This is a genomic window from Streptomyces sp. TLI_105 (assembly GCF_900105415.1).
In the GTDB taxonomy this organism is placed as follows: Bacteria; Actinomycetota; Actinomycetes; order Streptomycetales; family Streptomycetaceae; genus Streptomyces.
Window position 1 is genome coordinate 4213391 of sequence record NZ_FNSM01000001.1, and the last position, 20934, is coordinate 4234324.

At 73.2% G+C, this 20934-nt stretch carries 16 protein-coding genes and 1 pseudogene; 8 read left to right on the forward strand and 9 right to left on the reverse strand.

What is annotated here, in order from left to right; genetic code table 11:
• Positions 1–139: 139 nt before the first annotated feature.
• From BLW86_RS19250 to BLW86_RS19265, 4 genes are read left to right on the forward strand one after another with little or no spacing between them, the layout of a single operon-like run.
• Entirely contained in the window at positions 140–994 is an 855-nt protein-coding gene (locus BLW86_RS19250; protein WP_093875176.1) for an NTP transferase domain-containing protein, read from the forward strand.
• Positions 991–2298 carry a molybdopterin molybdotransferase MoeA gene (locus BLW86_RS19255; protein WP_093875177.1) on the forward strand — a complete coding sequence of 436 codons (1308 nt, stop codon included), beginning with the start codon at positions 991–993 and terminating at the stop codon, positions 2296–2298. Before BLW86_RS19250 ends, BLW86_RS19255 begins: the two co-directional genes overlap by 4 nt.
• Positions 2299–2318: 20 nt before the next feature.
• The gene (locus BLW86_RS19260) at positions 2319–3380 is read left to right on the forward strand and encodes a potassium channel family protein (RefSeq protein ID WP_256341688.1); all 1062 of its coding nucleotides are present in this window, start codon (positions 2319–2321) and stop codon (positions 3378–3380) included.
• Positions 3381–3438: 58 nt separating this feature from the next.
• Positions 3439–4425, forward strand: coding sequence for an NAD(P)H-quinone oxidoreductase (locus BLW86_RS19265; RefSeq protein WP_093875179.1), 987 nt, complete (start codon positions 3439–3441; stop codon positions 4423–4425).
• Positions 4426–4626: 201 nt separating this feature from the next.
• On the opposite strand, the gene BLW86_RS19270 is transcribed toward BLW86_RS19265, so the two are convergent.
• The 6 genes from BLW86_RS19270 to BLW86_RS19295 all read right to left on the reverse strand — a co-directional run bounded on the left by BLW86_RS19270 (position 4627) and on the right by BLW86_RS19295 (position 12346).
• Positions 4627–5175: a bacterial proteasome activator family protein gene (locus BLW86_RS19270; protein WP_093875180.1), complete on the reverse strand. Its 549-nt coding sequence runs from the start codon at positions 5173–5175 to the stop codon at positions 4627–4629.
• A 97-nt stretch (positions 5176–5272) separates the two neighbouring features.
• On the reverse strand, positions 5273–8137 hold the full coding sequence (locus BLW86_RS19275) for an ABC transporter permease (RefSeq protein WP_093875181.1): 2865 nt from the start codon (positions 8135–8137) through the stop codon (positions 5273–5275).
• Positions 8134–8868: an ABC transporter ATP-binding protein gene (locus BLW86_RS19280; protein WP_030692404.1), complete on the reverse strand. Its 735-nt coding sequence runs from the start codon at positions 8866–8868 to the stop codon at positions 8134–8136. Before BLW86_RS19280 ends, BLW86_RS19275 begins: the two co-directional genes overlap by 4 nt.
• Before the next feature lie 137 nt (positions 8869–9005).
• Positions 9006–9725, reverse strand: a complete 720-nt coding sequence (locus tag BLW86_RS19285; protein ID WP_093875182.1) for a PadR family transcriptional regulator — start codon at positions 9723–9725, stop codon at positions 9006–9008.
• Positions 9726–9821: 96 nt separating this feature from the next.
• Entirely contained in the window at positions 9822–10598 is a 777-nt protein-coding gene (locus tag BLW86_RS43195) for a hypothetical protein (RefSeq protein ID WP_177181699.1), read from the reverse strand.
• A 110-nt stretch (positions 10599–10708) separates the two neighbouring features.
• Positions 10709–12346: a protein kinase domain-containing protein gene (locus BLW86_RS19295; RefSeq protein ID WP_093875184.1), complete on the reverse strand. Its 1638-nt coding sequence runs from the start codon at positions 12344–12346 to the stop codon at positions 10709–10711.
• A gap of 264 nt (positions 12347–12610) precedes the next feature.
• Between BLW86_RS19295 and BLW86_RS19300 the strand changes: the two genes are divergently transcribed.
• Positions 12611–14206 (forward strand): protein kinase domain-containing protein, encoded by a 1596-nt coding sequence (locus BLW86_RS19300; protein ID WP_093875185.1) that lies wholly within the window; start codon positions 12611–12613, stop codon positions 14204–14206.
• A 70-nt stretch (positions 14207–14276) separates the two neighbouring features.
• Here the strand turns inward: BLW86_RS19300 and BLW86_RS19305 are convergent, their stop codons facing one another.
• From BLW86_RS19305 to BLW86_RS19315, 3 genes and pseudogenes are all read right to left on the reverse strand, one after another.
• A complete protein-coding gene (locus BLW86_RS19305; protein WP_093875186.1) occupies positions 14277–15293 on the reverse strand; it encodes a phosphotransferase in 1017 nt (338 codons plus the stop codon).
• Between the two features lie 531 nt (positions 15294–15824).
• Positions 15825–16232: pseudogene (locus BLW86_RS19310) on the reverse strand (pyridoxamine 5'-phosphate oxidase family protein); the annotation flags it as partial.
• Positions 16233–16355: 123 nt separating this feature from the next.
• A complete protein-coding gene (locus BLW86_RS19315) occupies positions 16356–17015 on the reverse strand; it encodes a response regulator (RefSeq protein ID WP_093875187.1) in 660 nt (219 codons plus the stop codon).
• Positions 17016–17353: 338 nt separating this feature from the next.
• Between BLW86_RS19315 and pdhA the strand changes: the two genes are divergently transcribed.
• Genes pdhA through BLW86_RS19330 form a run of 3 tightly spaced genes read left to right on the forward strand, consistent with a single transcriptional unit; the run spans position 17354 to position 20932 of the window.
• Positions 17354–18538 (forward strand): pyruvate dehydrogenase (acetyl-transferring) E1 component subunit alpha, encoded by a 1185-nt coding sequence (gene pdhA / locus BLW86_RS19320; protein WP_093875188.1) that lies wholly within the window; start codon positions 17354–17356, stop codon positions 18536–18538.
• Between the two features lie 2 nt (positions 18539–18540).
• Entirely contained in the window at positions 18541–19521 is a 981-nt protein-coding gene (locus BLW86_RS19325) for an alpha-ketoacid dehydrogenase subunit beta (protein WP_093875189.1), read from the forward strand.
• 31 nt (positions 19522–19552) lie between these two features.
• The gene (locus BLW86_RS19330; RefSeq protein WP_093878743.1) at positions 19553–20932 is read left to right on the forward strand and encodes a dihydrolipoamide acetyltransferase family protein; all 1380 of its coding nucleotides are present in this window, start codon (positions 19553–19555) and stop codon (positions 20930–20932) included.
• The last annotated feature ends 2 nt before the right edge of the window (positions 20933–20934 follow it).

Here is a 20934-nt window from a genome sequence, read left to right on the forward strand (position 1 = left end):
CGTGGCCGGTCGACCGCGTGGCCGGTCGACCGTGCGGTCGTTCGCGTGGCCGGTCGACCGTGCGGTCGTTCGTGCGGGACCGTCTCAGCAAGGGAGACGGGCCCGTCGGCGAGGGGACCGGGCGGCCCATACTGCTGGGGTGATCACCGCATACGACGCCGTCGTGCTCGCCGGGGGCGCCGCCCGGCGCCTCGGCGGCTCCGACAAGCCAGGGGTACGGGTCGGGGGCCGGACCCTCCTCGACCGGGTGCTCGCGGCCTGTCCCGACGCCGGCCGGACCGTGGTCGTCGCGGCCCCCCGCCCGACCGCCCGCCCCGTCCGCTGGACCAGGGAGGACCCGCCCGGCGGCGGCCCGCTGGCCGCGCTCGACGCCGGCGTCCGGGAGACCGGCGCCGACATCCTCCTCGTCCTCTCCGCCGACCTGCCCTTCCTGGACGGAGCCGCCGTCCGTCGCCTCCTCGACGCGCTCGACGCGACCCCCGGGGCCGAGGCCGCGCTCCTCACCGACGCCGAGGGGCGGGACCAGCCGCTCGTCGCCGCGTACCGCCGCGCCCCGCTCCTGCGTGAACTGGCCCTCATCACCGGCCGACGAGGCACCCTCGAAGGCGGTCCGCTGCGTCTCCTCACCGGGGGACTGAGCCTCACCCGGGTCGCCGCGGCCCCCCTGGCCTCCTTCGACTGCGACACCTGGGAGGACATCGCCACGGCCCGGGCCCGCATCAGGGAGCATGGGACCGTGCTGGATGAATGGATCACCGCAGTCAAGGACGAACTGGGCATCGAATTGGACGTCGACACCGGCGTGCTGCTCGACCTCGCCCGTGACGCCGCCCACGGCGTGGCCCGCCCCGCCGCGCCCCTGACCACCTTCCTGGTCGGCTACGCGGCCGCCCGCGCGGGCGCCGAGGGAGGGCCGGAGGCCGTCGCCGAGGCCGCCCGCAAGGCCGCGGCGCTCGCGCAGCGCTGGGCCGCCGAGCAGGACGAGACCGGATGACTTCGAAGGAGCCCCTTCCCGTGGCCCCCGGAACCGCCACCGGCGCCAAGGCCGGGACGCCGCACCGGGCCACCGCCTGGCCCGAGGCCAGGGCCGCCGCAGCCCGCGCCGGGAGCACCGCGCGGGCCGGCCGGGAGCCGCGGCGCCTCCCGCTCGGGCAGGCCCTCGGCCAGGTCCTGGCCGAGCCGCTCCTCGCCCTCACCGACCTGCCCTCCTTCGACACCTCCGCCATGGACGGCTGGGCCGTCGCGGGCCCGGGCCCCTGGGCCGTCCGCGCGGAGACCCCCGTCCTCGCAGGTCACGCGCCCGTCGCCGCCCTGACCGACGGCGAGGCCGTACGGATCGCCACCGGCGCCCCCGTCCCGCCCGGGACCACCGCCGTCATCCGTACCGAGCACTCCCGTACGGAACGGACCGGACCCCTCCCCGGGCCGGGCCTTCTGCTGCACGCGCTGCGTGACGTGGTCTCCGGGCAGGACATCAGGCCCCGGGGTCAGGAGTGCCGGTCCGGCGACGAGCTCCTGCCCGTCGGCACCGCCGTGACCCCCGTCGTGCTGGGCCTCGCCGCAGCCGCCGGTTACGACGCGCTCCCCGTGCCGCCGCGCCCCCGCGTGGAGGTCCTCGTCCTCGGCGACGAGCTGCTCACGGCCGGTCTCCCCCACGAGGGGCTCATCCGTGACGCCCTCGGCCCGATGCTAGGTCCCTGGCTCGCGGCGCTCGGCGCCGAGGTGCTCGCCACCCGGCGGATCGGCGACGACGCCGAGGAGCTGTACGCGGCCGTCACGGGCTCCGCCGCCGACCTGGTGGTCACCACGGGAGGCACCGCCGCCGGACCCGTCGACCACCTTCACCGGGTCCTCGACAAGGCGGGCGCCACGCTCCTGGTCGACGGGGTGAAGGTACGCCCCGGCCATCCAATGCTCCTCGCGGCCCTGGGCGGCGGTCGCCACCTCGTCGGCCTGCCCGGCAACCCGCTCGCCGCCGTCTCCGGGCTCCTCACGCTCGCCGAGCCGCTCCTCGCCGTCCTGGGCGGCACCTCTCCCGCCGAGGGCCGTGCCCCCGTCCTGGACGAGGTGCACGGGCATCCCCACGACACCCGGCTCGTCCCGGTCGTCCGCCGGGCCGAGCGGCTCGTTCCGCTGCGCTACAACGGGCCCGCCATGCTCCGGGGCATCGCCGTCGCGGACGGCATGGCCGTCGTCCCGCCCGGCGGCGCCCGGTCCGGCCAGGAGCTGGACGTCCTCGACCTTCCCTGGCCGCCGACGTCGGGCGCCGTACCGGCCCAAGGAGCGTGTTTCACGTGAAACTTCCCAGTCGTGACGTGATGGCCCGCAACGCGGACGAACGGATCTCGGGCCCACGGATCCAGCTGCCCCGCCGGGTCGTCGAGAGGCCGTTGCGCCAGGTCGGCAAACGGCTGCTCATGGCGCTCGGCGTGCTGATCCTGACGGTTCTCATCGTCTACGTCGACCGCGACGGCTATCACGACAACGCCGACGAGACGCTCGACTTCCTCGACAGCGTCTACTACGCGACCGTGACGCTCTCCACCACCGGATACGGCGACATCGTCCCGTACAGCGACTCGGCGCGGCTCGCCAACATCCTGCTGGTCACGCCCCTGCGCGTGCTCTTCCTGATCATCCTGGTCGGCACCACTCTCGAGGTCCTCACCGAACGGACCCGGGAGGAGTTCCGGCTGAACCGCTGGAGGTCCACCTTGCGCGACCACACCGTCATCGTCGGTTTCGGGACGAAGGGGCGGTCCGCGATCCAGACGCTCTGCGCGACCGGACTCCGCAAGGACCAGATCGTCATCGTCGACCCCTCCACGAAGGTGATCGAGACGGCGAACACGGACGGGTTCGTCGGCGTCGTCGGCGACGCGACCCGCAGCGACGTGCTGCTCCGCGCCGAGGTGCAGCGGGCCCGGCAGATCGTCATCGCCACCCAGCGCGACGACACGGCGGTCCTGGTCACCCTCACGGCACGCCAGCTCAACCGGGGAGCGAAGATCGTCGCGGCGGTCCGCGAGGAGGAGAACGCGCCGCTGCTCCGCCAGTCCGGCGCGGACGCGGTCATCACCAGCGCCAGCGCCGCCGGCCGCCTGCTCGGACTGTCCGTGCTGAGCCCCAGCGCCGGCACGGTCATAGAGGACCTCATTCAGCAGGGCTCGGGCCTCGACCTCGTGGAACGGCCGGTGACCAAGAGCGAGGCCGGCAAGAGCGTGCGGGAGACCGGCGACCTGGTGGTGAGCGTGCTCCGCGGCCACCGGCTCCTCGGTTACGACGACCCCGCGGCCAGCCCGCTCCAGCTCACCGACCGGGTGATCACCATCGTGCGCGCCGCGCCGGTGGCCCCGCTCTCCACGCCCCCGGAGGACTGACCCGCCGGAGCACCGACTCACCGGAGGGCCGACCCGCCGGACGAGTAGCCTCGCCGCCATGTATGCGATCACGATTCCGGAACCCGGCGGTCCCGAGGCGCTCGTCTGGGCCGAGGTGCCCGATCCCGTACCCGGCGAGGGCGAGGTGCTCGTCGAAGTGGCGGCCAGCGCGGTCAACCGCGCCGATCTGCTCCAGCGCCAGGGCTTCTACGACCCACCGCCGGGCAGCTCCCCGTACCCCGGCCTGGAGTGCGCGGGCCGGATCGCCGAGCTCGGCCCCGGGGTGTCCGGCTGGGCCGTCGGCGACGAGGTGTGCGCGCTGCTCGCCGGCGGCGGCTACGCGGAGAAGGTCGTGGTCCCGGCCGGCCAGCTGCTGCCCGTCCCGGAGGGCGTCGACCTGACCACGGCCGCCGCGCTCCCCGAGGTCGCGTGCACGGTCTGGTCCAACATCTTCATGCTCGCGCACCTGCGGCCCGGCGAGACGCTGCTCGTGCACGGCGGCGCGAGCGGGATCGGCACGATGGCGATCCAGCTGGCGAAGGCGGTCGGCGCGCGGGTCGCGGTCACCGCCGGAGGCCCCGAGAAGCTGGCGCGCTGCGCCGAGCTGGGCGCGGACATCCTCATCGACTACCGCGAGCAGGACTTCGTCGAGGAGCTGGCGAAGGCGACGGACGGGGCGGGCGCGGACGTCATCCTGGACATCGTGGGCGCCAAGTACCTGGAGCGGAACGTGAAGGCGCTGGCCGTGAACGGCCGACTGGTCGTCATCGGCCTCCAGGGCGGGGTGAAGGGCGAGCTGAACCTCGGGGCGCTGCTCGCGAAGCGCGCCGCCGTCCTGGCGACGACGCTGCGGTCCCGGCCGGCGCAGGAGAAGGCGGCGATCGTCGCGGCCGTACGGGAGCACGTCTGGCCGCTGATCGGCGCGGGCACGGTCCGGCCGGTCGTCGACCGGACGCTTCCGATGCCGGAGGCCGCCGAGGGGCACCGGGCGCTGGAGGACGGCCGGCACGTCGGCAAGGTGCTGCTGCTCACGCCACGCGCCTGACCCGCGCGCGCAAGGAGGGACCCGGCACGCAACGAGGGGTCTGCGCGCGCAGGGAGGGACCCGCGCGCGCAAGGAGGGACCCGGCACGCAAGGAGGGACCCGGCAGGCCAGGAGGGGCCCGCGCGTGCCAGGAGGGCCCGGCACACGAGGAAGGGCCCGGCGCACGAGGTGTGCCGGGCCCTTCCCGCGTACGGACGTGACCTACAGGTACGGTCCCGAGCGCACCGCGTGCCCGTGGCCGTGGTCGTCGTCATCGTCGTCGTGGGAAGCGCCCGGAGGCAGCGCGCGGCGCATCTGCTCCAGCTGCGCGCGGGCCGCCATCTGCTGGGCGAACAGCGCCGTCTGGATGCCGTGGAACAGGCCCTCGAGCCAGCCCACCAGCTGCGCCTGCGCGATGCGCAGCTCCGCCTCGGAGGGGATCGCCTCGTCCGTGAACGGCAGGGAGAGCCGTTCCAGTTCCTCGACCAGTTCGGGCGCGAGCCCGTCCTCCAGCTCCTTCACGGAGCTGGCGTGGATGTCCTTGAGCCTGACCCGGCTCGCCTCGTCCAGAGGGGCCGCCCGTACTTCCTCCAGGAGCTGCTTGATCATGCTGCCGATCCGCATGACCTTCGCAGGCTGCTCGACCATTTCCGTCACCGGGACCTCGCGGGGTTCGTCGTCGCCCTGAGTGCCGCCGAGCGCCATCCCGTCCTGTCCCACGATGAGGACCTGGGGGCTCTCCTGCGACCTGTCATTCCTCGGCATCTCCATGCCGCCATTCTCTCGTACGCATGCCTCACCACACGGTGTGCCCCTGTACGGGGGTGATCCACCCTCGTACAGGGGCACAGGACGAGAACGAAGCCCGTCAGGTCGCCGCGCGCCGGGCCAGTGCGCCGCGCGAGCGGGTCACCAGGGCGGCGAGGAGCGCGGCGCCGAGCGGGACGGCGACGAGCAGGCCGGCCAGCGTCTCCCAGGGGATGACGATCGGCACGTCGGGCGGGGTCAGGTCGGCGCTCCAGCCCTCGGCGATGTTCTGCTCGTAGAAGCGGAGCTGGTCGCGCTCCTCGGTGAGCCGGAGCCCCACGGCGGGCAGCAGTCCTGCGGCGGAGCCGAGGAGCACGCCCATCGCGGCGACGACTCCGCACTGGAATCCGCTGAGCGTGCGGCGGACCCGGGGCGGGGCGCCCACGGCGGCGAGCGTCTTCAGGTCGGCCTCGGCGTCGGCCTGGGCGAGTCCGGTGGCGATGCCGGCGGCGCCGATGGTGACCAGGCCGGCGAAGACGGCCAGCGAGAGCAGGATGATGCCGTACTCGTTGACGAACCCTTCTTCCAGGTGCAGTTCGACGTTGCTGCCGAGCTTGGCGAGCTCGCTGTCGAGCTTCTGGCGCTGCTCGGAGTCCGGCAGCCGGTCGGTGCTGACGTACACGCCCAGCGGCACCGTGGAGAGACCGGCGGCCTTCGCGGTGGCCGGGGTCATGAGGGCCTGGAGGCCGTAGGACTTCTTGTCGCCAGGCACCAGGTAGGCGGGCAGGGAGCTGACCTCGCCGGGGACGGGACGGCCCTGCTCTGAGGCCTTGTCGGCGGCGGGGATGTCGGTGATCTGCTTGATCCCGACGGCGCCCTTCATGTCGACCAGGGCGCGGTTGAAGACGACGATCCTGCCCTCGGCGAGGGCCTTCACGGTCGCGGGGTCGTCGACGCCGAGGACCTGGAGCAGCTTGGCGTCACCGATGAGCAGGCCGCCGTCGGAGACGTACATCCCGCTGCTGGCGGAGTCCTTGCAGCGCCAGTCCTCCGTGAGCAGCTTCCGCCGCTGGTCGGGCGTGTACTTCTCCGAGGGGTCGCCGCCGCCCGGGGCCGCTGCGTACAGCGGGCACTCGTTCGCCGGGGGAACGATGACCTCGTAGCGGCCGCAGCCGGCGCCCTCACCCCAGGGCGGGCAGCCGGGCTTGCCGACCGAGACGCGCCCGACGTCGGCGCGGACGGAGACGGGGAAGTTGCGCTGGACGGCCTCGCGGACGGCGGGGACGTCCCGGCCGCCCTCCTCCTGGACGAAGGCGGAGGCGACGCCGTACGGCAGCGTGGCCTCGTACCCGGCCCTGTTCTCGGCCTCGCGGCTGGCCATGTACGTGGAGACGGCGACCGTGCCCGCGACGGCCGCGAGGACGGCGGCGACGGCGGGTGCCGTACGGCCCCGGTTGCGGACGGCGTCGCGCAGCGCGAGGCGCGGGGAGAGCGGCAGCCAGCGGCCGGTCCGCCCGAACAGGCCCACCAGGGCGGGGGTCATGGCGACGACGCCCAGCTCGGCGAGAGCGGATCCGGCCGCCACGAGGGCGACCTGCTGGGAGACCATCGAGCCGAAGAGGGCGACCGCGCCGCCGACGAGGAGGGCCGCCAGGCCGATCAGGGGCAGCACGCGGCTGCTGCGGCGGACGCCGCGCCGGCCGGTGAGCGAGGCGAGGACGGTCTGCCGGGAGGCGGTGACGGCGGGGACGATCGCGGCGAGCAGACCGGTCAGGACCGCGAGCAGCGCGATGCCGAGCAGTTCGAGCGGCCGGATGTCGAAGGCCCCGAACCGCTGGCCCATGGTGTCCTCGAGGACCGGCTGCAGCAGCAGGGTCAGGATCAGCGCGAGGACGGTGCCGGTGACGGCGGCCGCGACGCCGATGACCAGACCGCCGCTCAGCACGATGGCCCGGATGTGGCTGCGGGCACCTCCGTTGGCGCCGACGAGGCCGAGCTGGCGGCGCGAGCGCCGGGCGCCGACCGCGAAGGCGGGTCCGGCGAGGAGGCAGATCTCCAGCATCGCCAGGCCGACGACGGTGGCGAGGGAGGCGAGTTCGGCGGCGTCGGCCGCCGGGCTGGCCGCGTAGTCGCCCCAGCCGTCCTTCTGGTTGAGCGGAACCTCGGACGCGGCGGGCGGGTCGAGCACCACCGCACGCGAGACGACCGTGACGCCCTTGGTGTTGATCTCCTTGACGGCGTTCCACGTGAAACCACCGGACGCGCGCACCAGATACGAGACGGAGGTGTCGGGCGCGGGCAGCCCGGCCTTCTCGACCGCCTTCGCGTAGGGGGCGAGGAAGGCGCCGGGCAGTGCGTTCACCTGGTCCGTGGAGAGCGAGTCGGGAAGTTCGTAGGAGCCGACGATCCGGTACGGGCGATCGAAATTGCGGGCGGAAAGGGTCGAGCCGACCGACAGACCGCTCGTCTCCAGGAAGTGCGAGGTCGCCATGACCTCGTCGTTCTTCTCGGGGAAACGCCCCTCCAGGAGCGTCATGATGCCGCGGGCGATCGGATCGGACGCCTTGAGCTCACGCACCCCGGCCCCGAGCAGACCGTGGGCCGTCGTCAGCTTGGCGTCACCGACGCTGTCCGTGAGGACGGTGGCTCCCGCGGGGATGGTCTTGGTGACATCGGTCGGGCCGCTCGGCCAGGGCTCGTCCTCGTAGTCCTTGACCGGCGTGTTCATCTCGCCCGCCGGGTCCTGGAAGATGGGGACGCCGTCGACCTGGGCGTCCTTGAAGCGGGCGTCGGCCGCGCCGATCGTCCGCTCCACCCGCTCGGCGGGGGAGAGCTGGGAGCTGCGGTAGGTCAGGTCGAGGGCGCTGACACCCAGGATGGGCAGCGCGATCATCGCGAGGACGAGGGCGCTGCGGCCCTTGGAGCGCCAGGCGTCGCGGCGGGCTATGCGGATCGCGGCCCGCCAGGAGTGGAACCAGGTCTTCACGCGTCGGCCACCTGACCCGACAGGAGCGAATCGGCCTCGCTGCGCACGGTCTGGTCGACGATGGCGCCGTCCCGCAGGAACACGACCCGGTCGGCCCAGGCGGCGAACCGCGGCTCGTGGGTGACGAGGACACCGGCGGCGCCCGCGTCGCAGCGGGAGCGGAGCAGGGCGAGCACGGACTCGCCGGTCTCGGAGTCCAGGGCGCCGGTCGGCTCGTCGGCGAGGACGAGGCGGCGGTCGCCGACGAGGGCGCGGGCGATGGCGACGCGCTGCTGCTGGCCGCCGGACATCTCGTCGGGGAAGCGGTCGGCGAGGTGGCCGAGCCCCATCTCCTCCAGGGCGGCGACGGCCTCGACGCGCGCCTTGCGGGCGGAGGTCCCGTCCAGCTCGCGGGGCAGGGCGACGTTCTCGGCGGCGGTCAGGGCCGGGATGAGGTTGTAGTCCTGGAAGACGTAACCGATGCTGCGGCGGCGCAGGGCCGCGAGTTCCTTGACGCTCGCGGTGGTGATGTCGGTGTCCTCGACGATCACCCGGCCCGAGCTGGGGGTGTCCAGGCCGCCGGCGATGGTGAGCAGCGTGGACTTGCCGGAGCCCGACGGGCCCATGACGGCGACGAGTTCGCCGGGGTACACGGCGAGGTCGATGCCGCGCAGGGCGTGCACCTCGGTGGCGCCCGCGCCGTGGACGCGGGTCAGGTTCTGCAGTTGCAGCACGGGCTGCTGTGTCGACATGGAGGGGTCCCCCCGTTGGCCGTACGCGGCGGGCGGGCCGGGTACGGGAGCGTGCGGTGGAAGGTGGTGCGTCAGAGGTACGGGCGGGGCGCGAGGGTGCGGTCGACGCGCCCCGGGTGTACCGGTGGTCGAAGGGCCTAAGAGGCCGGAGTCCCCGGCCCGGCCGGGCCGGCCGGAGCACTCAGGGCGCTCGGGGCGGGCGGGGCGCTGGAGCCCGCCGGGCCTGCCGGGGTGTTCGAGACCGCTGGGACCGCCGGTGCACTCGGGGCCGTCGGGCCCACGGGCCCGGTCGCCGGGCTCCCCGCGGCGGCCGTCGCCGACAGGCGGATCAGCCGGGACTCGCAGTGGTCCAGCCAGCGGGCCTCCGCCTCGGTCTGGAAGATCAGCTGCTCCAGGACGAGCAGCCAGGCCACGTCGTCCCGCTCCCGGGCCCCGCCGCCCTCGACGGCGAGCAGGGCCCGCGCCTTGAGCCGGGTGTAGTCCTGCATCGCCTTCACGGTGTGCCGGCGCTGGGACTGGATGACGTCGCGGATGTCGACGCCGGGCGCGCCCACGGCCATGGCGAGCTTGATGGCCAGCTCGTCACGGGCGGGGCTGGTGCGGTCCACCGGCTTCTCGAACCAGGTCCTGAGCTCGGCGCGGCCGCTGTCGGTGATCGCGTAGAGCGTGTGCCCGGCGGCGTCCTCGCCGCCCTGGGCGACCATGCCGTCGCGCTCGAGCCGGTTGAGCGTCGTGTAGACCTGGCCGACGTTGAGCGGCCAGGTGGAGCCGGTGCGGGACTCGAACTCCGTACGGAGCTGGGAGCCGTAGCGAGGGCCGCGTTCGAGGAGGGCGAGGAGCCCGTGGCGGATCGACATACTCAGTATGTATACCGGGTATGTCGCGACGGACAACCGTCCTGAGAGGGAAGCGGGAGGTCCGACTCAAGGGGGACCCCGACGGTCCCGACGGAGTCAGCGGCGGCGCATCCGGAGCCCGAGGAAGCCGATCCCGAACCCCATCAGGGCCAGCCCCACGCCCAGGGTGAGCACGGGAATCCGCTGGTCGCCGAGGGTGGGCGCGGTCTCGTCGCCCAGTCCGGGTGCCGCGGCGGGCAGGCTGGCGGGCGCGGCCTCCGGTGGCAGCGGATCCCCCTCGCGTACCAGCCCGTCCGTCTCCTCGGCGGCGTCGTGCTCGCGCGAGCTTGTAGCGGTTTCGGTACGAGAGGGGCGGGGCGCCGGTGCCTTGGCGCTCTCCGGGGCGGAGGACTCGGCGGACTCGGGGCGCCCCGGGCGGGGCTTCCCCTCGCCGGCGGGCCGCCCCGCGAGGGAGGCGGAACGGCTGGGGGCGGGGGCGTCGGAGGGCTCGGCGCTCGGCGCGGGCGGGGAGGAGGGCGCCCCCGTTCCGGTGGGGGCGGCCCCCGTCCCGGTGGGCGCGGGCGCCGGGGAGACGGGCGCGCGGGTGCCCCCGTCACCGCTCGGAGGAGCGGACGGAGAGGCGGTCGGCGAAGGGAGGACGGGCGGCTCGGTCGTCGAGGGCGCGGCGGAGGACGGGGTCGCCGCCGGCGTCGGGACGGTCGGCGGCAGCACCGCCCCACCGCGTCCGAGGAAGGCCGTGCTGCCCACCGACGTGCCGGGGTCCTGCGCCGCGTACGCGAAGGGCGTGACGTACAGGGCGCAGACGCAGGTGAACGCGCAGGTGAGCGCGGGGCGGAGAGCCCGCGCGCGTGCCCTGCGGAGTGCTGGAGTCACCGGGTGACCCCCTCCCGTACCGAGGCGCGGAGACGTTCGACTCAGCGTCACATGCCCGATTCGTTCCGGCATCCGGGACGGGGCCAGGGGGCGTAAGGCGGGCTCCGGGACTACTGCGGCGGGTTGCCCGTCGAGATCTTGAGGGTGAACTCGGCGTCCGCGTCCGTGATGTCCTGGCCGGCCGGCGGGTACTGCTCCAGGACCGTGCCCTCGCCGTACGTGGCCTCGTCCACCGGGGTCTGGGTCATGATCTTCCAGCCCGCCGCCTGGACGCACGCCTTCACCGACTGGATGTTCTTGTAGGTGAAGTTGGGGACCTCGAACTTGGCCGGGTCGTCGCTCGACTCCGAAGGCTGCGTGCACTTCTTCGTGTCGATGGTCTTGGTCAGGTCGGGGCCCTTGTGGCCGGGCGCCGCCGTCTGGTTCTGCTGCGTCTCCGTGCCGCCGGTGCCGCCGGCCTGCGGGTCCGAGTCCTTGTTCATGTTGAGCGCCACGAGCAGGCCGCCGATCGCGAGCAGCGCGACGGCGACCGCACCGACGATGACCGGGGTGTTCCGGCGGGAGCCCGAGCCGCCGGTCGCGACGGGAGCGGGCATGGGCGCCGGCGTCGGGGCGTACGGCGCGGGGGCCGGGGTGGGGGCGTACGGCGCGGGCGTCGGCGCCTGCTGCGGGTAGCCGTACGCCGGGGCGGGCGCGGGGGTCGTGGGGCCGTACGGGCCGGGCTGCGGCGTCGGCGGCAGATAGGGCTGCTGCACGCCGGGGTGCGGGGTCGGGGGCGGGGTCTGGCCGACGGGCGGGAAGACCGCCGAGCCGACGCCCGCGCCGCTGCTGACCGGACCGCCCTGGACGATCATCGGCGCACCGGTCTGGCCGGCCGCCAGGACCCGCAGGCACTCGTCGCGCATCGCGGCCGCGCTCGGGAACCGCTCGTTCGGGTTCTTCCGCAGCGCGCGGGCGACGAGCGCGTCCATCGCCGGCGTCACCGAGCGGTTGACGGAGGACGGGGCGACCGGCTCCTCCTGCACGTGCGCGTAGGCGATGGCGAGCGGGGAGTCGGCGTCGAAGGGGAGACGGCCCGTCAGCAGCTGGAAGAGCATGATGCCGACCGAATAAAGGTCGGAGCGGGCGTCCACCGCGCGGCCGAGGGCCTGCTCGGGGGAGAGGTACTGCGGAGTGCCGACGACCATGCCGGTCTGCGTCATCGAGGTGACCCCGGACTGCATGGCCCGCGCGATGCCGAAGTCCATGACCTTGACCACACCGCGCTTGGTGGTCATCACGTTGCCCGGCTTGATGTCGCGGTGGACCAGGCCCATCTCGTGGCTGACCTCGAGCGCGGCCAGCACGTCGGCCGTGACCTTCAGCGCCTTGTCGGCGGGCATCGCGCCGTACTGCTGGACGTCCGCGGCGAGGACCGAGCCGAGCGGCTGCCCCTCCACGTACTCCATGACGATGTACGGCATGACGGCGCCGTCGAGGGTGTCCTCGCCGGTGTCGAAGACCGAGACGATGTTCGTGTGCGACAGCTTCGCGACGGCCTGCGCCTCGCGCCGGAACCGCTCGCGGAAGGACTGCTCCCGGCCGAGCTCCGTGTGCAGCGTCTTGATGGCGACCTGCCGGTCGAGGGCGCTGTCGTAGGCCAGGTAGACCGACGCCATGCCGCCCTCGCCGAGAAGGTCGCGCAGCTGGTACCGGCCGCCCGCGACCGAACCGCCCGCATAGCGGCCCTGTGCGCCGTCCTGGCTCATCTGTGCTTCCCCCTACGCGCGCGTGGCGGCGTTGATCCGGAATTTCCTGGCCAAGTCTGCCCCAGGGCAGTGACACGTCAAGCCGGGTGCCCGTTCCGTGACCCTCCGCACAGGAAGCGTTTCCGCGCGGTCGGGGGAAACCCGCCGAATTTGCACAGGCGTACGTCGAGGAGGTTGGATGGCCGGTCCATCTCGGACCGTGGTGTCGTACGGAGCCTGTAGCGTGACGACTGGACACGGCACGACAGACGACGGCGAGGACTGATGGCACCCGAATCCGGAGCAGGTGGCGGTGTGCCGGACGCGTCGGCGGAATCGTGGGGCGAGGGCGGCGTCGTCGGCGACGGCCGCTACCGCCTGACGCACCGTCTGGGCCGGGGCGGCATGGCGGAGGTCTTCGCCGCCGAGGACGTACGGCTCGGCCGCACCGTGGCCGTCAAGCTGCTGCGCGCCGATCTCGCCGAGGACCCGGTCTCCAAGGCCCGCTTCACCCGCGAGGCACAGTCCGTCGCCGGACTCAACCACCACGCGATCGTCGCCGTGTACGACTCCGGCGAGGACCTCGTCGGCGGCCGTCCCGTGCCGTACATCGTGATGGAGCTGGTCGAGGGCCGCACCATCCGCGACCTGCTGCTCAGCGCCGAGGCCCCCGGTCCCGAGCAGGCGCTCATCATCGTCTCCGGCGTCCTGGAGGCGCTGGCCTACTCGCACCAGCACGGCATCGTGCACCGCGACATCAAGCCGGCCAACGTGATCATCACGCACACCGGCGCGGTGAAGGTCATGGACTTCGGCATCGCGCGCGCCCTGCACGGCGCGCAGTCGACGATGACCCAGACCGGCATGGTCATGGGCACCCCGCAGTACCTCTCCCCCGAGCAGGCCCTCGGCAAGGCGGTCGACCACCGCTCCGACCTGTACGCCACGGGCTGCCTGCTCTACGAACTCCTCGCGCTGCGGCCCCCCTTCACCGGCGAGACCCCGCTGTCCGTCGTGTACCAGCACGTCCAGGACGCGCCGGTCCCGCCGTCCGAGGTGACGGGGTCCGTGCCGCCGGAGCTCGACGGCCTGGTCATGCGCTCGCTCGCGAAGGACCCGGACGACCGGTTCCAGAGCGCCGAGGAGATGCGCGGGCTCATCCAGTACGCCCTCCAGATGCTCCAGCAGCAGGGTGGTTACACCGGCGCGTGGAACACCGGACCGGTCGAGATGTACGAGGGCGGGCACGCCCCGGTCGGCGGCATGGCCGCGACGGCCGCGATGGGCCACCCCGTGCACGGCGAGACCGCGCAGGGCCCGATCCTTCCGCCGATGAACCCGAACGACGGCGGCTACGCCGGCGGCGCCGGCGGCTACGGCCAGGACGGGTACGGCGCGCAGAGCGGCGGCAGCGGCGGCCGGGGCAAGATCTGGCTGTTCGCCGTACTCGCGCTGGTCGCGGTCGTCGCGGGTGTCGCGTACGCGCTCGACAAGGCGGGCGGCCCGGGCGACGACGTGAAGTCGCCGACGAGCACCGTCAGCACCTCGCCGTCGACCGCCTCCGAGGAGCCCACCCCCTCGGAGGAGCCCACCGAGGAGCCCACCCAGGATTCGGGCACGTCGACCGGCGAGACGCAGCAGCCGTGGAACCCGCCGACGACGTACGAACCGACCCAGCCCACGGGCACGCCGACGACCGAGACGCCGACGCAACCGACGACCACGCCGCCGACCGATCCGACGGACACGCCGACGGAGCCGACGGGCGAGCCGACGACCGGGGCGCCGACGGAGCCGACGGGCAATCCGACGGACGACTCCTCCGGCGGCAACGGCAACCCGGACCCCCCGCCGACGGGCGCGGGCACCGAGACCGGCTGACGCGACCGCTGCGGCGGCCGCGCGGCCCTCGTCGAGCCTTCGCCGTGTCCTCGTCGCGCCTTCGCCGTGCTCAGCCGGCGAAGGCGTCGCGGACCGCCGCGTACTCACGCGTCCACCAGACCGCCAGGGCCGACACCGCGGGGAACTGCGGGTCGGCCCGCCGGTCGTGCAGCTGATAGCGCCAGCGCAGGGTCCAGAAGTCGTTGAGCCGCTCCCACCACACTCGGTGGGCCGCCGCCGCCAGCTCGGCGCCGTCCGTGCCCGTCGCCCGCCGGTACGCGCGCGCGTACGCCCGCACCTTCTCCAGGGCCAGCTCCCCCTCCGGCCGTACGAAGAAGATCGCGGCGGCCCTGACCGCCTCCTCCGCCCTGGGGCGGACCCCGAGCCGGTCCCAGTCGACGATCGCGGCGGGCTCCGCGCCCCGGTACAGCAGGTTCAGCGGGTGGAAGTCCCCGTGCACCCAGCCGGCGGCGGAGGCGGGCGGCGGCCGGTGGTGGGCGTGCTGTGCGAGCAGCCTGCGCCGCTCCCTGAGCCGGTGCTCGGCGAGTGCGTCGAAGCTGTCGCGGGGGCGGTGCGCGCGGGCGAGGCGGAGCAGCTCCTCGATGGCCCGGAAGGTGTCCTCGGGGCGGGCGCTCTCGTGTTCGCCGCCCGGCGGTGGGGACTCCATGACCTGCTCCAGGCAGGTGTGGACGCGGCCCAGGAGGGTGCCGAGGCGGCGGGAGCAGCCGGTGGAGAGCTGGGCGCCGTCGCGGTGACGGCCGTCGATCCAGGGGTGCAGGGCGTAGCAGTGGCCGCCGACGAGGGCGACCGTGCGGCCCCGGCTGTCGGGGAGCGGCGGCGCCACGGGCAGGCCGAGGGCGTGTAAGCGCTGGGTGGCGCGGTGCTGCCGGGTGATGGTGGCCCGGTCCGAGGTGGGGGCGTCCAGGTGCTGCTTGAGGAAGTACGCCCCGCGGGTGGTGGAGAGCCGGTAGCCGCGGTTGAGCAGTCCCTCGGTCACGGGGACGCAGGAGAGGGGCTCGCCCACGTCCGTGTAGCGGCGCAGGAGGGGACGGACGGGCGGAGCGTGGGGTACAGATGAGCGCGGCACTCCGCAGATGTTAGATCACGCTGCGTGGTGGAATCGTCGCTCCGGGGGCCGGTGCTCGGGGCGGGTCTCGGGGCCGGCTTCCGGGTGGGTCTCGGGGTCAGCCCAGGGACCGGCCTCGGGGGCAGCCTCGGGACCGGCTTCGTGGCGGGGCCCGGCACCGGCCTCGGGGTGAGCATCGCCCCCGGCCTCGGGGCCGGCCCCGAAACGGGCCCCGGCACGGGCCTCGGAGGGCCTCTCGCCAGACGCCCCCGGGAAGGCCTCGGCAGAGGGCCCGGAGGGGCTCTCCGAGGCGTTTCCGGCCGAATCCCGCATCGGGATGTCTGCCGACTTCCGCGCCGGGCCCTCGGCCGGCTCCTGCACCGGGCCCTCGGCCGGCTCCTGCACCGGGCCCTCGGCCGGCTCCTGCACCGGGCTCTCGCCCGGCTCCCGCACCGAGTCCTCGGCACGGCCCCCACGCGACCCCTCCGCGAGGCCCTCGGCACGGCCCCCGCCCGCCTCCTCCGCAAGACCCCCTGCAGGGCCTCCGCCCGGCTCCCCGGTGCCCGCGGGTCCGCTGTAGTCGAGTTCGTGGACCGTCACGAACTGGGGCTCGATCCGCATGAACACCGGGGTGAAGGGCTCGCCGTCCACCCGTACGGGCTCGGGGCCGAAGGCCGCCAGTTCCTCCGCCGTCGGCTCGATGATCTCGGCCGTGCCCGTGAACTGCACGGACCAGATGTGCTCGGCGCCGGATTCGCAGTTGTCCGCTCCGTACGCGACCACGCTGCCGTTGCAGGCGCGGTGGTAGCCGAGGCCCCGGTGCATCCGGAGCAGGACGCGGCCGTCGGCCACGACGTGGCGGGCGGGGGCGACGAACGGCATCGCCCGCATGCTCGTCGCCACCCGGCCGTACGACACACGGCCGAGCAGCTCGATGGCGCGGATCTCGTCGGTGGACATGGTCTCCACTCTCCGCCACCGGCGCCGTGTCGGAAAAGGGGCCCCTGCCCCGGTTCGAGGGGGCCGTAGGTCCCGAGAACGGTCCGCCGGCCCCGCCCTGGTACGGGCCGGGGCCGGCGGGCGTCAGTGACGTTCGGCCTGGAGCCGGGCCACGTACGCCGCCGCCTGCGAGCGCCGCTCCATGCCCAGCTTCGACAGCAGGCTGGAGACGTAGTTCTTGATGGTCTTCTCCGCGAGGTGGAGCCGCTCGCCGATGAGCCGGTTGGTCAGGCCCTCGCCGATCAGGTCGAGGATCCTGCGCTCCTGCTCCGTCAGGTTGGCGAGTCTGTCGTCGCTCTTCGGGTTGTTGCCGTCGCGCAGCCGCTCCAGGACCCGGGCGGTGGCCACCGGGTCGAGCAGCGACCTGCCGGCCGCGACGTCCCGCACGGCGTTCAGCAGCTCGTTGCCCCGGATCGCCTTGAGGACATAGCCCGAGGCACCGGCCATGATCGCGTCGAAGAGCGCCTCGTCGTCCGCGTACGAGGTCAGCATCAGGCACTTGATCGACTCGTCCTGCGAGCGGATCTCCCGGCACACCTCCACCCCGCTGCCGTCGGGCAGCCGGACGTCGAGCACGGCGACGTCGGGACGGGTCGCGGGGATCCTGACCAGCGCGTCCGCCGCCGTCCCGGCCTCGCCGACCACCTCGATGTCGTCCTCCACGGAGAGCAGCTCGTGGACGCCGCGCCGGACGACTTCATGGTCGTCCAGCAGAAATACCCGGATTTTTCCTTCTTCGCGCACGCGGTCAGTCTCACATATTGGGTCTTCCGGCGCCCGGGGTGCGCGGGATAACGTGCCGGGTGTTCCGACGACGGCGTCGGGCCGTTGTCCATGCTCTGACCAGGGATGAGTCCCCCTTTTCTCGATTTACTTGGAAATCCAAGCAAAATCGCAGGTCAAGTGGGGTTTCGCGGGAATGCCGCGTAATGGGTAACGTGCCTATGACGGCGCTCGCCGGGGCACCTTTCACGCCCGACTCCGGCCGCGTCGCACCCACCCCGTGCGAAGGTACGGACAAGGCGGAGCCGCACTGGCCTCACCGGCGAACCCGGGGGCCGGACCGACGGAGGAGCACGCACGTGACCGTGGAGAGCACTGCCGCGCGCAAGACGACGCGACGCAGCAGCGGCACCAAGCGCACCGCAAGCGCGAGCACGAGCACCACCAAGAAGGCGACGGCCGCCACGGCCACGGAGCCCGAGCTCGTTCAGCTGCTGACGCCCGAAGGGGAGCGCGTTCAGCACCCCGACTACGACATCGATCTGAGCGCCGAGGAGCTGCGCGGTCTGTACCGCGACATGGTCCTCACCCGACGCTTCGACGCCGAGGCGACCGCCCTGCAGCGTCAGGGCGAGCTGGGCCTGTGGGCCTCGCTGCTCGGCCAGGAGGCCGCCCAGATCGGTTCAGGCCGGGCGCTGCGCGATGACGACTACGTCTTCCCGACCTATCGCGAGCACGGCGTCGCCTGGTGCCGCGGGGTCGACCCGACGAATCTGCTGGGAATGTTCCGCGGCGTGAACAACGGCGGCTGGGACCCCAACAGCAACAATTTCCACCTGTACACGATCGTCCTCGGCTCGCAGACCCTGCACGCCACCGGCTATGCCATGGGCATCGCCAAGGACGGCGCGGACTCCGCTGTGCTCGCCTACTTCGGTGACGGCGCCTCCAGCCAGGGCGACGTCAACGAGTCGTTCGTCTTCTCCGCGGTCTACAACGCTCCGGTCGTGTTCTTCTGCCAGAACAACCAGTGGGCCATTTCCGAGCCCATCGAGAAGCAGACCCGCGTCCCGCTCTACCAGCGCGCCCGCGGCTTCGGCTTCCCCGGCGTCCGCGTCGACGGCAACGACGTCCTCGCGTGCCTGGCCGTGACCCGGTCCGCCCTGGAGCGCGCCCGCCGCGGCGAGGGCCCGACGCTCGTCGAGGCCTTCACCTACCGCATGGCCGCCCACACCACCTCCGACGACCCGACGCGCTACCGCCGCGACGCGGAGCGTGAGGCGTGGGAGGCCAAGGACCCGATCCTCCGCCTGAAGGTGTACCTGGAGAACGAGGGCCACGCCGACGCGGCCTTCTTCGAGGAGCTGGAAGCGGAGAGCGAGGCCCTCGGCAAGAACGTCCGCGAGGTCGTCCGCGCCATGCCGGTCCCGGACCACATGGCGATGTTCGACCACACCTACGCGGACGGGCACGCGCTCGTCGACGAGGAGCGCGCGCAGTTCGCCGCCTACCAGGAGTCCTTCACGGGCGGAGAGGCCGAGTAATCATGGCTGTTCAGAAGCTTCCCCTGGCGAAGGCGCTCAACGAGTCGCTGCGCAAGGCCCTGGAGACCGACCCCAAGGTCGTCATCATGGGCCTGGACGTCGGCAAGCTCGGCGGTGTCTTCCGGATCACCGACGGTCTGCAGAAGGACTTCGGCGAGGACCGGGTCGTCGACACCCCGCTCGCCGAGTCCGGCATCGTCGGCACCGCGATCGGCCTCGCGCTGCGCGGCTACCGGCCGGTCGTGGAGATCCAGTTCGACGGCTTCGTCTTCCCGGCGTACGACCAGATCGTCACGCAGCTGGCGAAGATGCGGGCCCGTTCGCTCGGCACGGTGAAGATGCCGGTCGTCATCCGCATCCCGTACGGCGGTGGCATCGGCGCCGTCGAGCACCACTCCGAGTCCCCCGAGTCGCTCTTCGCGCACGTCGCGGGCCTCAAGGTCGTCACCCCGGCGAACTCCTCCGACGCCTACTGGATGCTCCAGCAGGCGATCCAGAGCGACGACCCGGTCATCTTCTTCGAGCCCAAGCGCCGCTACTGGGACAAGGGCGAGGTCGACACCGAGGCCATCCCCGGCGAGCTGCACAAGGCCCGGGTCGCCCGCGAGGGCACGGACCTCACCCTCGTCGCCTACGGCCCGATGGTGAAGACCTGCCTGGAGGCGGCCGCGGCCGCCGCCGAGGAGGGCAAGTCGATCGAGGTCGTGGACCTGCGCTCGATCTCCCCCCTCGACTTCGACACCATCCAGGCCTCGGTCGAGAAGACCCGCCGCCTGGTCGTCGTCCACGAGGCGCCGGTGTTCTTCGGCTCCGGTGCGGAGATCGCCGCCCGGATCACCGAGCGCTGCTTCTACCACCTGGAAGCCCCCGTCCTGCGGGTCGGCGGCTACCACGCGCCGTACCCGCCGGCGCGCCTGGAAGAGGAGTACCTGCCGGGCCTGGACCGCGTGCTCGACGCCGTCGACCGCTCGCTGGCGTACTGAGGAGAGCACCGTGACGATCCGCGAATTCAAGATGCCCGACGTGGGCGAGGGCCTGACCGAGGCCGAGATCCTCAAGTGGTACGTCCAGCCCGGTGACACCGTCACCGACGGCCAGGTCGTGATCGAGGTCGAGACGGCCAAGGCCGCCGTCGAGCTGCCGATCCCCTTCGACGGGACGGTCCACGAGATCCTCTTCCCCGAGGGCACCACGGTCGACGTCGGCCAGGTCATCATCTCGGTGAACGTGGGCGGCGGCGCCGAGCCCGAGGCCCCGGCGGCCCCGGCCGTGGCTGCCGCTCCCGTCCAGGAGCCGGTGGCCGAGCCGGAGCCGGAGGGCCGTCAGCCGGTCCTCGTCGGCTACGGCGTGGCCGCGAGCTCCACCAAGCGGCGCGCCCGCAAGGCGACGCCGGGCGCCCCGGCCCAGGCGGCCGAGGTCGCCGCGCCCGCCCCGGTGGTCCCCGAGCAGCTGAACGGCCACGGTCCCGTGACCGGCCGCCCGCTGGCCAAGCCGCCGGTGCGCAAGCTCGCCAAGGACCTCGGTGTCGACCTGGCGACGGTCACCCCGACCGGCCCGGACGGGATCATCACCCGCGAGGACGTCCACGCGGCCGCCGCCCCGGCGCCCGCCCCGGTCGTCGAGGCCCCCGCGCCCGTGGCGGCCCCGGCACCGGTCGCGGCGACCGCCGCCGCGCCGGCCGTGGCGTCCGACGCCCGGGAGACCCGTGTGCCCATCAAGGGCGTGCGGAAGGCCACGGCGGCGGCGATGGTCGGTTCGGCCTTCACCGCCCCGCACGTCACCGAGTTCGTGACCTTCGACATCACGCGCACGATGAAGCTGGTCGAGGAGCTCAAGTCCGACAAGGACATGGCGGGCCTGCGGGTCAACCCGCTCCTCCTCATCGCCAAGGCCGTCCTGGTCGCGGTCAAGCGCAACCCGGAGATCAACGCGGCCTGGGACGAGGCGGCGCAGGAGATCGTCCTCAAGCACTACGTGAACCTGGGCATCGCCGCGGCCACCCCGCGCGGTCTGATCGTGCCGAACATCAAGGACGCGCACGCCCAGACCCTGCCCGAGCTCTCGCAGTCCCTGAGCGAGCTCGTCGCCACCGCCCGCGAGGGGAAGACGACCCCGGCGGCGATGCAGGGCGGCACCTTCACCATCACCAACGTCGGCGTCTTCGGCGTCGACACCGGTACGCCGATCCTGAACCCCGGCGAGTCCGCGATCCTCGCGGTCGGTGCGATCAAGCTCCAGCCGTGGGTCCACAAGGGAAAGGTGAAGCCGCGTCAGGTCACCACGCTGGCCCTCTCCTTCGACCACCGTCTGGTCGACGGCGAGCTCGGCTCCAAGTTCCTGGCGGACGTCGCCGCGATCCTGGAGAACCCGAAGCGGCTCATCACCTGGGCGTAGTG

Coding starts and splice junctions, on each gene's coding strand:
- BLW86_RS19255 (WP_093875177.1), top strand. CDS start 991: ATGACTTCGAAGGAGCCCCTTCCCGTGGCCCCCGGAACCGCCACCGGC.
- BLW86_RS19260 (WP_256341688.1), top strand. CDS start 2,319: ATGGCCCGCAACGCGGACGAACGGATCTCGGGCCCACGGATCCAGCTG.
- BLW86_RS19265 (WP_093875179.1), top strand. CDS start 3,439: ATGTATGCGATCACGATTCCGGAACCCGGCGGTCCCGAGGCGCTCGTC.
- BLW86_RS19270 (WP_093875180.1), bottom strand. CDS start 5,175: ATGGAGATGCCGAGGAATGACAGGTCGCAGGAGAGCCCCCAGGTCCTC.
- BLW86_RS19280 (WP_030692404.1), bottom strand. CDS start 8,868: ATGTCGACACAGCAGCCCGTGCTGCAACTGCAGAACCTGACCCGCGTC.
- BLW86_RS19285 (WP_093875182.1), bottom strand. CDS start 9,725: ATGTCGATCCGCCACGGGCTCCTCGCCCTCCTCGAACGCGGCCCTCGC.
- BLW86_RS19295 (WP_093875184.1), bottom strand. CDS start 12,346: ATGAGCCAGGACGGCGCACAGGGCCGCTATGCGGGCGGTTCGGTCGCG.
- BLW86_RS19300 (WP_093875185.1), top strand. CDS start 12,611: ATGGCACCCGAATCCGGAGCAGGTGGCGGTGTGCCGGACGCGTCGGCG.
- BLW86_RS19325 (WP_093875189.1), top strand. CDS start 18,541: ATGGCTGTTCAGAAGCTTCCCCTGGCGAAGGCGCTCAACGAGTCGCTG.
- BLW86_RS19330 (WP_093878743.1), top strand. CDS start 19,553: ATGCCCGACGTGGGCGAGGGCCTGACCGAGGCCGAGATCCTCAAGTGG.